The sequence below is a fragment of the Leifsonia sp. NPDC058292 genome, assembly GCF_042880955.1.
Classification (GTDB): Bacteria; Actinomycetota; Actinomycetes; order Actinomycetales; family Microbacteriaceae; genus Leifsonia.
The window spans coordinates 1-15,163 of sequence record NZ_JBHVYL010000053.1 but is presented as its reverse complement, the minus strand read 5'-3'; the positions used below and the strand labels follow the sequence as shown (position 1 = coordinate 15,163).

Below are 15,163 nucleotides of genomic sequence, written 5' to 3'. Positions count from 1 at the left end.
GGCGCCCCGCGGGCGCCGCTACCGGCGGCGTCGCCGCGCGAGGCCCGGTCTGCCCCATCGGCAGCCCGGGCCTCTCCGCATCCGCCGTCGCCGCCATCGCGTCGAGCGTTACCCTTAGCCGAGCCCTTGCCCTTCCGCGCGAATGTTGCCCTTGCCCGCGAGTGTTGCCCTTCCGCGAGTGTTGCCCTTCCGCGAGTGTTGCCCTTCCGCGAGTGTTGCCCTTGCCCGCGAGTGTTGCCCTTGCCCGCGAGTGTTGCCGGTGCGGTCGAATGTGCCAGCTGTGCCGGCCACTCTCGACCGCACCAGCCACATTCGGCGCCGCGCCACCCGGATGGGCTCGCCGAGTGTGCCTGTTCGCGCCGCGCGTTGCCCTTCCCCTTGCCCGCGAGTGTTGCCCTTGCCCGCGAGCGTGGCCGGTGCGGTCGAATGTGCCAGCTGTGCCGGCCACTCTCGACCGCAGCAGCCACATTCGGCGCGGCGCCGCCCGGATGGGCTTGCCGAGGGTGCCTGTTCGCGTCGAGCGTTGCCTTTCGCCGTGAGTGTTGCTCTTCGCCGCGAGAGTGGCCGGTGCGGTCGAATGTGGCAGGTGCGCCGGCCTCATTCGACCGCAGTGGCACCACTCGATCGGAACGGCCACAGTCGGCCGCACTGCCCATTCAGGCCGAACGGTGCAGCGGAACCGACGCAGCACCGCGGACGCCGAACAACGGATGCGTCAGCGGCACTGCCCGGCGACGGCGATCTGCTCGTCGCTGGGGCGTCCGTATGCGGAGGTGCCCGAACCGGGGGTGTCGAACCCCATCGCGATCGCCCAGGCGGTGGCCCACATCTCGTCGTCCCGGTTGAAGGTCGGTCCGTCGAACAGGGTCTTGCATTCGGGGCGGACAACCTGCGCGTGGCCGACCTCGTGCGTGATCAGGGCTCTCGCATCCACATCTCCGTAGCTCCAGCCCTCCTGCAGCTCGAAGTTGAGGTCGATCGTGGCCCAGCCGCCGTCGCCATCGTGGTACATCGTCGTGCCCGAGTACCACCCTTCGCCGAGCCCGCTGACCAGTTCGTGCCACTCGAAGTCGAGCGTGACGCCGTGCGCGATCGACCGTGCGTAGTCTTCGATCTGGGCACGCACCGGATAGGCCGGGTCCTGTTTCGCGGCCTCGCCGGCGGTCTGTGCCGCGTTGACGCCGTCGATCGCCGTGATGATCTGCAGCAGGCCGGAGCCGCCGAACTGCGAGGAGGTCGCATCCTTCTTGCCGTCGTCGATGGCGTGGCGCAGCTCGATCTTGCTCGCGTATGTCGCGGAACCATCGGCGGTCAGCACGCCCTCGCCGTGCGCCGCGAGCTCCTTGTAGACGGCCGAGGCGCTTGTCGCGAACGACTTCTGCGCGGCGGTGAGGGACTTCAGCTCGGCGGCGCGGGCACGGCCGGTGGCGTCTTCCCGCTGCGTCAGCTGCTGCTTGCGTTGCACATCGGCGATGACAGTCCAGGGCATCAGATCGGGGCTCGCCGCAGAGACGCGCGGCGGGTCGAACGCCCGATAGGTGAGGTCGGCGCTCGTCGTCTTCAACTTCTGTTGCGCGTCGGCGAGGGATTTCGCCGTGGCCTCGCCAAGGTAGTCGGGGCGCGGATGCTCGATGAACCCGTTCATGGATGCGACCGATGCGCGCGCCTTGTCCAGCGCCATTCCCCGCAGGTCGGTGACATCGCTCAGAGCTTTCGACGCCGCCGTCACCTGCTGCTGCGCCACCGCGGTGCGCTCGGTGGCGAACGCCTGCCACCCCCATCCGGCCCCGACGACGGCGCCGACCGCGAGCACGACGGATGCCGTGACCGTCACCCAGAGCCGCGACCGCGGTCTCGCCGGCGCGGTCGGCGCTGCCCCTGCCGTCGCCGGCTCGCTCTCTGCGCCACCACGTCCGGCAGGAGACGCATCGGCAACGGAGTCCGCGGCGTCCGCGCTTCTGCCACTGTCCGCGTCACCGGCGGCGCTCGCGTCTGCACTGCTCTCCGCGGCGCGCGCCTCTGCACCGCGCGCCTCTGCACCGCTCACGGCGGCACCCGCGGCGCCACCGCTCACCGCCGCGAGGCCGCCCAATGGCTCGGCCGCGGTGCTGTTCGCTTGCTCATCCTGTGCCCCCGGGCGAAAGTCTTCTTCGTCGCTCACGGGACGATGTTGCCATCAATCCGATTGCGAGTGAGAATCGGTGACCCGGCGGGCGCCCACCCTGTCCCAGTTGGGGAGACACACGTCGACGACGAACTCTGCGATTTCGACGACGTTCGCATACGTTGCGGTGGATGCGCGCAGCTCGGGAACGGTCATCCACAGCAGGTCCGGCGATTCGCCCGCGGCGGGTTCGCCAGCAGGCTCCAACCTCGCCACGAACGCGTAGACGAGGTCGATGTGTTTGTGATCGAGGTCGCCGACCGGGTGGGTGTCGATGCAGGCCGGCTGAGGATGCACCACCGCGCCGGACAGGGCGGTGAGCCGTTCGGCGGGCTGCAGCACCTCGAGCTCTTCAGGCGCGAACCCGCTCTCTTCGCGGATCTCGCGCAACACCGCCGTCCAAGGATCCTCGTCGAGTTCGACGTGGCCGCCCGGCTGGAGAAGCACGCCGAGCTTCTTGTGCCGATGAACGAGGATGCGTGGCTCACCCGTCGACGTCGACACGATGAAGGCGCTCGCGGTGAGGTCGTGCTCGCCGTCGCGTGTGTGGAGGTGGGGCATCGGATGATCTTTCCACAGTCGACCTGTTCGACGACTTGTCCACAGAACCGACCGCGTCGTGCTCGGGCGTCGGTCCCGCTCGTTACGATCGACTAATGAGCTGGAATGCGGAAGAGCCCTGGGAGCCCGACGAGCGCGATGCGCCGCCGGAGGAGTTCGAGCCGCCGTTCCCCGACTACCCCGCCGATGCGGCCTACCCCGCCGATACGGCCTTCCTCGCCGAGCCAGGCGGCTCGTCCGGCCGCGCCACCGGCGCTTACCGCGGGGGCCCGGTCGACTTCGGCAGCGCGTCCGCGCCCGGCGGCAGAAGCGCCACCACCGCGCCGCCTGCCGCGTCCTCCGCCCGTGCGACGCCGCCGGTGCCGCGCGCGTCGAGCTCGAAGTTCGCATCCCCGGCAGAGGCTTTGAAGACGGTGTTCGGCTACGACTCGTTCCGCGGGCAGCAGGCCGAGATCATCGACCAGGTCGTCGGCGGCGGCGACGCGGTCGTGCTCATGCCCACCGGTGGCGGCAAGAGTCTCTGCTACCAGATCCCGTCGCTCGTGCGCGAGGGAACCGGTGTCGTGGTCTCGCCGCTCATCGCCCTCATGCAAGACCAGGTGGATGCCCTGCTCGCGGTGGGAGTGCGCGCCGCCTTCCTCAACTCCACGCAAGACGGCACCGAGCGGTCGCGGGTCGAGCGCGCCTACCTCGCAGGCGAGCTCGACATCCTCTACGTCGCCCCCGAGCGGCTCTCGTCGGAGGCGACCAAACGCTTCCTCGACCGAGGAACGATCTCGCTCTTCGCCATCGACGAGGCCCACTGCGTCTCGCAGTGGGGGCACGACTTCCGCCCCGACTACCTCGCGCTCTCCGAGCTCGCCGAGCGGTGGCCCGACGTTCCGCGTATCGCGCTCACGGCGACGGCCACGGAGGCGACGCACAAAGAGATCACGTCTCGCCTCAAGCTGGAGGGCGCTGCGCAGTTCGTGGCCGATTTCGATCGCCCAAACATCCAGTACCGCATCGTGCCGAAGACCGAGGTGCGCAAACAGCTGCTCGAGTTCATCACCACCGAATACCCCACCGACGCGGGCATCGTCTACGGGCTCTCGCGCAACACGGTCGAGAAGACGGCCGAGTTCCTCAGCGCTCGCGGCATCAAGGCGCTGCCGTATCACGCGGGACTGGATGCGGGGGTGCGAGCGGCGACGCAGGCCCGGTTCCTGCGTGAAGAGGGCATCGTCGTCGTCGCCACCATCGCCTTCGGAATGGGCATCGACAAGCCCGACGTGCGGTTCGTCGCCCACATCGATCTGCCGAAGTCGGTCGAGGGGTACTACCAGGAGACCGGTCGAGCCGGCCGCGACGGGCTGCCGTCAACGGCGTGGCTGGCTTACGGCCTCAACGATGTCGTGCAACAGCGGCGCATGATCGACGACTCCCCGGGCGACCTCGCTCACCGTCGTCGCATGACGCAGCACCTGGATGCGATGCTCGCGCTGTGCGAGACCGTGAGCTGCCGCCGGGTGAACCTGCTCGGCTACTTCGGCCAGAAGTCCGAACCGTGCGGCAACTGCGACACCTGTCTGACCCCGCCCGAGAGCTGGGACGGAACCGTTCCCGCGCAGAAGCTGCTCTCGACCGTCGTGCGTCTGCAGCGCGAGCGCAACCAGCGCTTCGGTGCCGGCCACCTCATCGACATCCTCCGCGGCAAGCGCACACCTCGGGTCGACCAGTACGGCCACGACAACCTCGCCACCTGGAGCATCGGCGCCGACCTGAGCGACAGCCAGTGGCGTGGCGTGGTCCGCCAGCTGCTGGCCCAGGAGCTGTTGCGCCCCGAAGGCGAGTACGGCGTGCTCACGATCGGCACCGAGGGCGGAACAGTGCTGAGCGGAGACCGGCAGGTCATCCTGCGCCGCGAGCCCGACCGCCCGGAACGCCCAGCGCGAGCCTCGCGCAGTGCGGCAGTCGCGGATCTCGCACCCGCCGACCAGCCGCTCTTCGAGGCGCTTCGTGCGTGGCGCGCAGAGGCCGCGCGAAGCCAAGGCGTGCCCGCCTACATCGTCTTCGGCGACGCCACCCTCCGCGCCATCGCCGCCGCCCGCCCGGCTACCATCGGCGACCTCGACGGCATCAGCGGAATCGGCGCGAAGAAGCGCGAAGCCTACGGCGAGGCCCTCCTCGCCGTCGTCACCGCCCCCGTCTGACCCGGCCTGTCCCGCCTGTCCCCGCCTGCCCCCACCGCCCCCGCCTGTCTCCCGCTTGCCTCCCGCCGGCGACGGTGGTTTGGCACGAATCTGGCCGAAAGTCCGTTACGACGGATGACTCGCCGTCCCGGGCCCTGAAATCTCCGGCGGGTCGACGACGATCCCGTCCAGGTGTCCCCTGAGCTGTCCCGCGATGTCGACCGCCCCACGGTCGTACAGCCATTGGAACTGCAGGCCGTCCCACAGTGCGAGGAACCACACGGCCTCGCGCTCGGGGTCCGATCCGGCGGCCAGGTGCCCTTCGCGTTCCAGATCGGCGAATGTCTCGTGCAGGAACGAGCGCATCATCTGGAACCGTGCCCGGAAGAACGCGTGTCCCGGATGGTCGGGGCTGGTCGCTTCGCCGGCGAGCACGCTGTAGAGCTCGACCAGGCCCGGCTGTTCCGCGTTGCGGCGGGCGCCGTCGACCAGAGAGTCCAGCCGCTCCCGTGCCGTCCCGGCGAAGCGCGGGATCGCGGCGATCGAGAACTGGTCGCGGCGGTCGAGAACGGCGAGCAACAGCTCGTCTTTCGACCGGAAATGGTAGAGCAGCGTCGACTTGGTGATGCCGACCTTGTCCGCGACTTCTTGCAGGCTTGTGGCCGTGAAGCCGCCCGCGGCGAACAGCGACATCGCGTCGTCGACGATCCGGATGCGCCGCGCCCGGCCAGGAGCGTACCCGGCGGTGTCGTCCGCGTCCGGCTGGGCCGCCGCGGCCGCCGCGATCAGCGATCGCGTCGTCGGCCCGAGCTCGCCCACACCTACTGCCCCGCCTGCACCCGCTTCCGCTTCCGCTTCGGCCGCCCCGCCCGCTGCCGCGCTCGCATCCGGCAACACCCGCTCACCGCTTCCGGCCAACCAGGCGAGGTGCGCTCGCAGCCGTTCGGGAACCGCGATGAGCTCCGGTTCATACAACGATTGCAGTTGAAGCCCGTCCCACGCGGCTGCGAGGCGCACGGCTTCATCCGCAGGGGTGACGTCTCGTCTGAGCGATCCGGCGGCCAGTGCGGTCTCGAATTGGGCGGTGGTCAGCCGGCGCAGTCGTGCGTAGCGTTCGCGGAAGTGCGGGTGGGCCGGATGCGCAACGCTCGTCGCCTCCCCCGCCAGTGCCGTGAAGAGCGCCACATATCCGGGGAGCGTCTCATTGCGCTCGGCGAGCCGCACCAGTGACTGCGGTCCGGCGACCAGCTTCGCGTCTTCGCCGCTCCCGCCCAGCCGACCCACCGCGTCGACGGCCTCCAGCCAGGCCTCGTTCGCCACCTCGTAGCGGTCGAGCAGGGCGAGCAGCAGTTCGTCTTTCGACGAGAAGTGGCGCAGCAGCCCCGGATGCGACAGTCCGGCGCGTGCCGCGATGTCACGCAACGAGACCCCGCCGAAACCGACGTCGGCGAACAGGGCGCCGGCGGCGTCGAGGATCTCTTCGCGCCGCGCGATGCCTCTCGCGTTTCGTCGCGGAGTCGCCGGCTCCGATGCCACCTGTACCCCCGCATCCACCGTTCGAGAATACTCTGTCAGGCTTTGTTACCAATCGGTCGAATTTCGTCGTACACTGTTTCCAAGCCGACGAAGGCTGAGACGAACCGAAGGTGGTTCGCTCTGTGAAAGGAACCCCCGATGACATTGCCGTCAGAATTCCCGCCGCCGACCGCTCCCAACACTGGGGCGGCGATCGATGAGGCCGCTCCGAGCGGTGACTGGACGCCTCCCCAGCGTGAGGCCCGCTCCTTCATCCCGACGCTCGCGCTGGCGAACTTCGGCGTCTACGTCGCGGTGCTCACGCCGGTCATGGTCTCGATGGCCTTCAAGCTCCAGCACATCACCGCTGATGCGACTGAGGCCACCAATTCGCTCGGTCTCGTGCTCGGCGTCGGCGCACTGTTCGCGCTGATCGCCAATCCTCTGGCCGGCCGCTTGTCCGACCGCACGACCTCGCGGCTCGGGATGCGCAAGCCGTGGGTTCTCGGTGGCGCCACCATCGGGTTCCTGGCGCTCGCGCTCATCGGCGTGGCGAACTCTGTGGCCATCGTGCTCGTCGGCTGGTGTCTCGCGCAGGCGGCATTCAACGCGGTGCTCGCCGCGGCGAACGCGACGCTGCCCGATCAGGTTCCGGCAGAACGCCGGGGGAAGGCCTCCGGCATCGTCGGTATCACGACGCCGCTCGCGATTCTCGGCGGCTCGTTTCTGGTCAACTCCTTCTCCGGCGACGTCGGACGCTTCGCGGTGCCCGCAGCACTCGGCTTGCTGCTCGCGGCGTTGTTCGCCCTGTTCTTGAAAGACCGTCGTCTCGAGAAGAAGCCGGCCGCGAAGTTCGGCGTGAAGGAGTTTCTCGGCTCCTTCGTCTTCAACCCGCGCAAACACCCCGACTTCGGCTGGACCTGGCTCACGAAGTTCTTGGTGATGTTCGGCTACGTCGGCATCGCCACATTTCTTCCGTTCTACCTGGGGGAGAAGTTCCACCTGGGCGAGGCTGAGGCGATCACGACGATCCTCATCGCGAACGTGGTGTCGACGCTCTTCATGGCGGTGTCCAGCCCGATCGGCGGAATCCTGTCCGACCGCTTCGGCAAGCGTCGCCCCTTCGTCGCCGCGGCCGGCCTGATCATGGTGGTCGGGCTCGTGGTGCTCGCCTTCGCTCCGAGCGTCGCCATCGTCATCCTGGCCCAGGGCATCGTCGGCCTCGGCGCTGGAGCATTCTTCTCCGTCGACCTGGCGCTCGCCACGGAGGTGCTGCCGAACCGGGCCGACACCGCCAAAGACCTCGGAGTGCTGAACATCGCCAACGCGCTGCCGCAGTCGATCGCACCCGCGATCGCCCCGGCCATCATCGCGGTCGGCATGGCGACACCGCTCGGAGGCTACGCCGTCTGGTACCTGTTCGGCGCCCTCGCCTCGCTCGCCGGAGCAGTTCTCGTCTACCGCATCAAAGGAGTGAAGTAATGACCGACACCATCGAGCCGACCGACACCATTCGGGATGCGCCGGGCGGCCCCGCTGTCGACCCCACCTTCCGCGACGCCTCGCTGCCCATCGCCGAGCGGGTCGAGAACCTGCTCGGTCAGATGACCTTGGAAGAGAAGGCGGGCCTCTTCTTCCAGACCATGATCACCCTGGGCGACGGCAGCCGGCTCTCCGACGGCGAACCGGTGTTCGGCATCCCTTCGACCGTCGAGATGGTCGAGGGTCGCAACATGAGCCACTTCAACGTGTTCGGTGCGGCCGAGACCGCGGCCCAGATGGCCGAGTGGCACAACCGGCTGCAGGAGCTCGCCGGGTCGACGCGGCTCGGCATCCCGGTGACCCTCTCCACCGATCCACGGCACTCGTTCAGCGAGAACCCGGGCGCTTCGATGGTGGCCGGCCCGTTCTCGCAGTGGCCGGAGACGCTCGGCCTGGGGGCGATCGGCTCGGAGGGCATTGTCGAGGAGTTCGGCGACATCGCACGACAGGAGTACACGGCGGTCGGCATCCGGGTCGCACTTCACCCGCAGATCGACCTCGCCACCGAGCCGCGCTGGGCTCGCCAGGTGGCGACGTTCGGTGAGGATGCCGAACTCACCGCCAAGCTCGGCGCCGCCTACATCCGTGGTTTCCAGGGCGCGACGCTCGGCCCGGATTCGGTGGCCACGATGACGAAGCACTTTCCCGGTGGTGGGCCGCAGAAAGACGGCGAAGACCCGCACTTCCCCTACGGCCGCGAGCAGGTGTATCCGGGCGGCGAGTTCGAGCTTCACCTCAAGCCGTTCGAGGCCGCCTTCGAGGCCGGCACCAGCCAGATCATGCCGTACTACGGGTTGCCCGTCGGCACCGAGTACGAAGAGGTCGGGTTCGGGTTCAACAAGTCGGTCATCACCGGACTGCTGCGTGAGAGGTACGGCTTCGACGGGATCGTCTGCACCGACTGGGGGCTCCTCAGCGACGCCGAGATCGCCGGTCAGCCGTTCCCGGCCCGCGCCTGGGGCGTGGAGCACCTGTCGCCGCGCGAACGGATGGTCAAGGTGCTGAACGCCGGCGCCGACCAGTTCGGCGGGGAGGCCATCCCCGAGCTGCTCGTCGATCTCGTGCGTTCCGGCGAGATCACCGAAGAGCGCGTCGACGTGTCGGCGCGGCGTCTGCTGCGCGAGAAGTTCGTGCTCGGACTCTTCGACCAGCGGTACGTGGATGTGGCCCGCGCGGCAGAGGTGGTCGGCAACGCATCCTTCGTCGCCGCCGGTGAGGCCGCCCAGCGCGCAGCCGTCACACTGCTCACGAATCGCGTCCCTGCCGGTGCTGCCGCGCCGGTGCTGCCACTGCAGCGGGGGGTGCGGGTGTATGCCAGCGGCTTCGACGCCGAGACCGTGGCCGACTATGCCACCGTCGTCGACAGCCCTGCGGAGGCGGAGGTTGCGATCGTTCGTCTGCACGCGCCGTTCGAGGTGCGCGCGACCGTGTTCGAGAACTTCTTCCACGCCGGATCGTTGGACTTTCCGCAAGAGACGATCGACGAGGTGCTCGCGATCGCCCGCGCGGTGCCGACGGTGGTGCAGGTCTTCCTCGACCGTCCCGCCATCCTCACGCCCTTCGCCGAAACGGCGGCAGCGATCCTCGCCGACTTCGGTGCGGGCAACCGAGCGCTGCTCGACGTGTTGTTCGGCGAGGCGTCACCCCAGGGAAGTCTTCCGATGGAGCTTCCCTCGACGATGGATGCGGTGCGCGCCAGCCGTCCCGACGTGCCGTTCGACACCGCCGACCCGCTCTTCCGCTTCGGCCACGGCCTGCGCTACTAGCTCGCGCCGCTCGGCTCAGGGTGCGGGCGCGGTCTTCTGCGGGTAGATGGTCTCGTGACGCTCGAGCATGGCGACGAAGTCGGCGACGCGACGAGCGCGGGTGTCGGCACGGCGGGCGTTGCTCGTGCGAAAGACGATCGCGAAACGGTTCTGGCTGGTGAGCGTCTCGAAGAAGGCGGCGGCTTCCGGATTCGCGGCGAGCGCTGCGGCCAAATCCTCCGGGAGCGACTTGTCGGACACCCGCTGGTAGGCGGCATCCCAGCGTCCGTCGGCTTTCGCACGCTCGACCTCCCGCATCCCGGCCTCGGTCATGTCACCGGATGCGATGAGTTCGGCGACCAGGTCGCGGTTGCGCTGCGACCAGGTGCTGCGCGCCTTGCGCGGCGTGAAGCTCTGCAGAAAATGGGTCTCGTCGAGCGCGTTGCGCCGGCCGTCGATCCAGCCGAAGCAGAGCGCCACCCGCACGGCCGCATCCCAATCGGGGCTCGGCAGCCCTGACCCCTTCTTGGCGAGCGCCAGCCGGATGCCCGCAGTATCGGCATGGTGTGCGAGCAACCAGTCGCGCCATTCGGCCGCGCTGGCGGGGTAGATCGTCTCGTGTTCTGCCATACACCGATCATGCTCCGATCCGAACCCGGTGTCTGGTACGAATACGACGTGTACAGTCCCAGGTTCTGCAACACAGCCAGGGAATTATCTTTCCGGGCTAGGTGTTATCCGAATGAACCTTTCTGCGACGATCTCGAGGAGGATGCGATGGCAAGGATGATCGAAGAGCTCGAAGACGAGACCGGCGCCGTGATCAAGTACAAAAGGCACAGCAACGGCCGCGGGCTTGTGGCCCCGACGGCGCGTGTCGCCGAGTCGGCATACATCGACGCCACGGCGTATGTCGAGGCGGATGCCCGTGTCGGGCTCGACGCCTACGTGGGCGCCGGCAGCTGGATCGACCGCGGTGTGACGGTCGGCGACCGCACGTTCGTGGGCGCCAACGTGCACGTCGGCGCGGGAAGCATCGTCGGCAGTGGTGTGCGGATCGGCAGCAACGCGAAGCTCGGCACGAACGTGATGGTCGGCAACGGCGCACGCATCGAACGCGACCTGCAGGTCGCGAGCGGCACCGTTCTCGAACTGCGGGGTTCGGCGGCCGCTCGCGCCGCCCTCTCGGCCCCGCTGCGCCCGGCGCCGCGCGCCGGCCGCGACGCCCGCCGCGCCGCCTAGTCGCGCTCCCGCTTGAGGTGGGCGCGCATCAAGGACAGCCGCGCTCACCCCAGCGCCCCGCCCACCATGGGACGTCAAGCCCTCCCTTCGGGGAGGGCTTCGTCGTCGCTGGCGCGGTTTCGCACCGCGCGCTGCACCGACCGCAGCCGCGAGGCCGCAGTCAGGGTGGCGGCTACGGCGATGCCCGCGCCGACGGCGAAGGCGAGGGATGTCGTGGTGCGGTCGACGAGCAGACCCGCCAACGCCGCCCCCGCAGCGGCGCCGCTGTTGACCGCGGTGTTGATCCACGTGGAGGCCTCGTTGCGCACGTGTTCGGCGGTCAGCGCATCCGCGAGCAGGTATCCGGTGACGATCGTCGGCGCCAGGAACGCCCCGATGCCGACGAGGATCGCGCCCAGAAGGAGCGCGTTCGAAGCCAAGGCGGCGAGCCCGCTCACCGCCGCGAGCGCGACGCTCAACGCGACGAGTCGCACAGCGAGCGGCGAAGCCCACGAGCGCCGGCCGTACAGGAGTCCGGCCACGCCGCTCCCGGCCGACAGGACGGCGAGCAGAACGCCCGCGAGCGCAGCGGACGAGTGCTCCGCCGCGAAGGCCGGCACGGCGGTCTCGACGGTTCCGAGCACGACCCCGACCCCGGCGAGAGCGACGAGCACGACCCAGAAGCCGCTCTGACGCAGCGGTCGCTCGTGGGCGTGCGGCGCGCTCGTCATGCCCGGCCGGCTGCGCACCGCCTTGGCCAGTGCGAAGGAGGTCGTTCCGACCAGCGCGACCCCGGCGGTCACGAACAGCGCGGAGACGGGTGTCCCCACGACGACGAGCAGCCCGACGAGCAACGGTCCGGTGGTGAAGAGCACCTCTTCGGCGACCGCGTCAAGACTGTATGCCCGCATGAGCATGCGCGGGTTCGGAGCGATCGACGCCCAGATGACCCTCATCGTGGAGCCGAGCGGCGGAGCGAACAGCCCGGCGACTCCCGCCAGAGTGACAAGGGTCCAGGATGCGGCCTGCCCGATGCAGGCGAGAGCCGCGGCCACGAGTGCCGCGGAATAGAGCGCGCCCATCACGAGCAGGGCGCGGCTGGCGCCGAACCGGTCGACGCATCGCGCGCGGAACGGCGAAGCGACCACGTTCACCAGGCCGAAGGCTCCGGTCGCAGCGCCCGCGGCGGCGAACGAGCCTGTCGCAGCCTGCACGCTGAGCAGCAGCGAGAGCGTGATCGTCGCGAACGAGAGCCGCCCCACGAGCGCCGTCGCGAAGAGGCGCGCCGCGTGTGGCAGGCGCAGCACATCCAGGTACCCCTCGCTCACGGCAGTGCTCCGGCCGTCGCATCGAGCTCGAACAGCGCGATGGTCGCGTTGACCGGGCGCGTCTCGGGCGTGCGTGGCGCGCGCGCCGCGTCGGCCAGCACGATGCCAGCCTCGCGCACGAGGGCCAGCGCGCGCTGCCAGGCGGCGTCGTCGACCCAGAACTCGGCGTCGGTGAACGACGTCTCCGTGCCGAGCCGATACAGAACGGACCGTCGCGTGAGTTCGGCGGCCATGGCCGACATCAGAACCGGCAGGCCTTCCTCACCGTGGCCCAGGCCTTCCGAGCTGGCCGGATCGTGCCGGTACCGCTTGGCACGGCCGCCGCGAATGGCCACCTCTTCGGCGACTTCGACCAGCCCGGCCTCGTGGAGTCGCCGCAGGTGATAGCTGATGTTCGCCTGCGTATCCCCCAGCTCGCGCGCGGCTTCGGCTGCGCTGAGCGCCTGCCCGCTCACGAGCGACAGCAGACGCAGTCGAAGCGGATGCGCGAGGACGCGCAGCCCCCGCAGGTCGGTCTCTCGTTCGGTCACCGGTTCAGCTTGGCGGCTCGGGCGTCCACTGTCAAATTGTTCTTTGGAGGTCGGTCGGCTTGTCGATACGCGCACAAGACGCCCCTCGCGATTGGAGCATTCCGCAAACGTGCGCCGCTGCATCCGGCGGCCCTTTGTAGGCCGCACACCGACGACTTCGCGATCGCGCCAGGCGGTTCTACGGTGAAAGGATCCCCGCGAGATCGAAGAGGAACGCTCATGGTTGACACTGCCGCGCGCACCACCACATCGACGGATGCGCCCACCCCGACGCCCGCATCCGCCCCCACACAGACCACTGCCGCCCCGACGGGCGCAGCGCCCCGAGTCGACGTCGAAGCGCTCGGCCTGCAGCTGCTCGGCGACTGGGCGGAGATCCGGCTCGCCTCCCGTGAGCTGTCGAGCCGGCCGGAGATGCAGAAGGTCGAGGGTCTCAGCCTCGCCGATCAGCGGGCGCGCGTGTTCGGGCAGCTCAAGCTGCTCGTCGAGAGCGGCCAGGTGCATCGCGCCTTCCCGAAGAGCGTCGGCGGCAAAGAAGACAACGGCGGCAACATCGCCGGGTTCGAAGAGCTCGTTGCGGCAGACCCGTCGCTGCAGATCAAGTCGGGCGTTCAGTGGGGCCTCTTCGGAGCGGCCGTGCTTCAGCTCGGCACCCAATACCACCACGAGAAGTACCTTCCGGGCATCATGTCGCTCGACGTGCCGGGCGCCTTCGCCATGACGGAGACGGGACACGGGTCGGATGTCGCATCCGTCGCCACCACCGCCACCTACGACCCCGAGACGCAGGAGTTCGTCATCGACACCCCGTTCCGCGGTGCGTGGAAGGACTACCTCGGCAACGCGGGCAAAGACGGCATCGCCGCCGTGGTGTTCGCGCAGCTGATCACGAACAACGTCAACCACGGGGTGCACGCGTTCTACGTGCCGATCCGTGAGGAGAACGGCGACTTCCTGCCCGGGATCGGCGGCGAAGACGACGGCATCAAGGGCGGATTGAACGGCATCGACAACGGCCGTCTGCACTTCACCGGCGTGCGGGTGCCGCGCCTCGACCTGCTGAACAAGTACGGCGATGTCGCCGAAGACGGAACGTACACCTCGTCGATCGACAGCCCCGGTCGCCGCTTCTTCACGATGCTCGGAACCCTCGTGCAGGGCCGTGTCTCGCTCGACGGGTCCGCTATCAACGCCGCGAAGATCGGCCTCAAGATCGCGATCACCTACGGCGACCAGCGCCGCCAGTTCACGGCGGGCAGCGACACCGACGAGGAGGTCATCCTCGACTACCAGCGTCACCAGCGACGCCTGCTTCCGCTGCTCGCCACCACGTACGCCGGCAGCTTCGCGCACGAGGTCTTCCTGCACAAGTTCGACGACGTGTTCAGCGGACGAGCGGCCACGGATGCCGACAGGCAAGACCTCGAGACCATCGCGGCCGCCCTCAAGCCGCTCTCGACGTGGCACGCCCTCGACACTCTGCAGGAAGCCCGCGAAGCCTGCGGCGGTGCGGGCTTCCTCACCGAGAACCGGCTCACCTCGCTGCGCGCCGACCTCGACGTCTACGTGACGTTCGAGGGCGACAACAACGTTCTGCTGCAGCTCGTCGCCAAGCGTCTGCTCACCGATTTCAGCCGCAAGTTCGCGAAAGCGGATGCGGGCGCCCTCGCCCGCTACGTCGTCACGCAGGCGGCCGGCAAGGCGTACCACGGCACCGGCCTCCGCAGTGTCGCCCAGACGGTGAAAGACTTCGGCTCCACCGCGCGAGCCGTCAACTGGCTGCAGGAGCCGAGCACGCAGCGCGAGCTGCTCACCGGCCGCGTCGAGGCCATGGTCGGTGATGTCGCCGGACGCCTGCGTTCCGCGAACAAGCTCGGCAAGAAGGCCGCAGCCGACCTCTTCAACTCTCAGCAGAACGAGCTGATCGAGGCCGCCCGCGCCCACGCCGAGCTGCTCCAGTGGGAGGCGTTCACGGATGCGCTCGATCAGGCCCCCGACGCCGGCACGAAGCAGGTTCTCACCTGGCTGCGCGACCTGTTCGGTTTCGGACTGATCGAGAAGCACCTGTCGTGGTACCTCATCCACGGCCGTCTCTCCCCGCAGCGAGCCCAGGCCGTCAGCGCGTACATCGACCGGCTGCTCACGCGCATCCGCCCGCACGCGGTCGACCTGGTGGATGCGTTCGGATACGGCCCAGAGCTCGTGCGCGCCAAGATCGCCACCGGCGCCGAAGCCGAGCGCCAGGCGGAAGCCCGCGCCTACTACGCCGAGCAGCGCGCCTCCGGCACCGCCCCCGTCGACGAGAAGACTCTCAAGCCCAAGAAGCGCTGACGCCGCTGGCGCCGCCAGCGCCGCTGGCGCCGCCAGCCCATCGAGGGGTCCCAAC

The 15,163-nt window shown here is 69.1% G+C and carries 11 protein-coding genes; 5 read left to right on the top strand and 6 right to left on the bottom strand.

The features are described 5' to 3' along the window. Positions 1–715: 715 nt before the first annotated feature. Positions 716–2,161, bottom strand: a complete 1,446-nt coding sequence (locus tag ACFVWR_RS17870) for a hypothetical protein (RefSeq protein WP_387215323.1) — start codon at positions 2,159–2,161, stop codon at positions 716–718. Positions 2,162–2,176: 15 nt separating this feature from the next. After that, positions 2,177–2,725, bottom strand: coding sequence for an NUDIX hydrolase (locus tag ACFVWR_RS17865; RefSeq protein ID WP_387215320.1), 549 nt, complete (start codon positions 2,723–2,725; stop codon positions 2,177–2,179). A 95-nt stretch (positions 2,726–2,820) separates the two neighbouring features. On the opposite strand from ACFVWR_RS17865, the gene recQ reads away from it, so the two are divergent. Further along, a complete protein-coding gene (gene recQ / locus ACFVWR_RS17860) occupies positions 2,821–4,917 on the top strand; it encodes a DNA helicase RecQ (protein ID WP_387215317.1) in 2,097 nt (698 codons plus the stop codon). Positions 4,918–5,022: 105 nt separating this feature from the next. On the opposite strand, the gene ACFVWR_RS17855 is transcribed toward recQ, so the two are convergent. Beyond that, complete coding sequence (locus ACFVWR_RS17855) at positions 5,023–6,450, bottom strand: TetR/AcrR family transcriptional regulator (RefSeq protein ID WP_387215314.1); 1,428 nt, start codon at positions 6,448–6,450, stop codon at positions 5,023–5,025. Positions 6,451–6,570: 120 nt separating this feature from the next. Here ACFVWR_RS17855 and ACFVWR_RS17850 point away from each other — a divergent pair, with 120 nt between their 5' ends. Together ACFVWR_RS17850 and ACFVWR_RS17845 are read left to right on the top strand one after the other, a co-directional pair. Then, positions 6,571–7,893, top strand: coding sequence for an MFS transporter (locus ACFVWR_RS17850; protein ID WP_387215311.1), 1,323 nt, complete (start codon positions 6,571–6,573; stop codon positions 7,891–7,893). Then, positions 7,893–9,719, top strand: coding sequence for a glycoside hydrolase family 3 protein (locus ACFVWR_RS17845; protein ID WP_387215308.1), 1,827 nt, complete (start codon positions 7,893–7,895; stop codon positions 9,717–9,719). The genes ACFVWR_RS17850 and ACFVWR_RS17845 overlap by 1 nt, the downstream gene beginning before the upstream one ends. 15 nt (positions 9,720–9,734) lie before the next feature. Here ACFVWR_RS17845 and ACFVWR_RS17840 read toward each other — a convergent pair whose 3' ends face one another. Beyond that, positions 9,735–10,328 carry a YdeI family protein gene (locus ACFVWR_RS17840; protein ID WP_387215305.1) on the bottom strand — a complete coding sequence of 198 codons (594 nt, stop codon included), beginning with the start codon at positions 10,326–10,328 and terminating at the stop codon, positions 9,735–9,737. 147 nt (positions 10,329–10,475) lie between these two features. Between ACFVWR_RS17840 and ACFVWR_RS17835 the strand changes: the two genes are divergently transcribed. Next, positions 10,476–10,940 carry a DapH/DapD/GlmU-related protein gene (locus ACFVWR_RS17835; protein ID WP_387215302.1) on the top strand — a complete coding sequence of 155 codons (465 nt, stop codon included), beginning with the start codon at positions 10,476–10,478 and terminating at the stop codon, positions 10,938–10,940. A gap of 74 nt (positions 10,941–11,014) precedes the next feature. Here ACFVWR_RS17835 and ACFVWR_RS17830 read toward each other — a convergent pair whose 3' ends face one another. Beyond that, entirely contained in the window at positions 11,015–12,247 is a 1,233-nt protein-coding gene (locus tag ACFVWR_RS17830) for an MFS transporter (protein WP_387215299.1), read from the bottom strand. After that, positions 12,244–12,777 (bottom strand): helix-turn-helix domain-containing protein, encoded by a 534-nt coding sequence (locus tag ACFVWR_RS17825; protein ID WP_387215296.1) that lies wholly within the window; start codon positions 12,775–12,777, stop codon positions 12,244–12,246. The genes ACFVWR_RS17830 and ACFVWR_RS17825 overlap by 4 nt, the downstream gene beginning before the upstream one ends. Positions 12,778–12,996: 219 nt before the next feature. Here ACFVWR_RS17825 and ACFVWR_RS17820 point away from each other — a divergent pair, with 219 nt between their 5' ends. Further along, positions 12,997–15,108 (top strand): acyl-CoA dehydrogenase, encoded by a 2,112-nt coding sequence (locus ACFVWR_RS17820; protein WP_387215293.1) that lies wholly within the window; start codon positions 12,997–12,999, stop codon positions 15,106–15,108. The last annotated feature ends 55 nt before the right edge of the window (positions 15,109–15,163 follow it).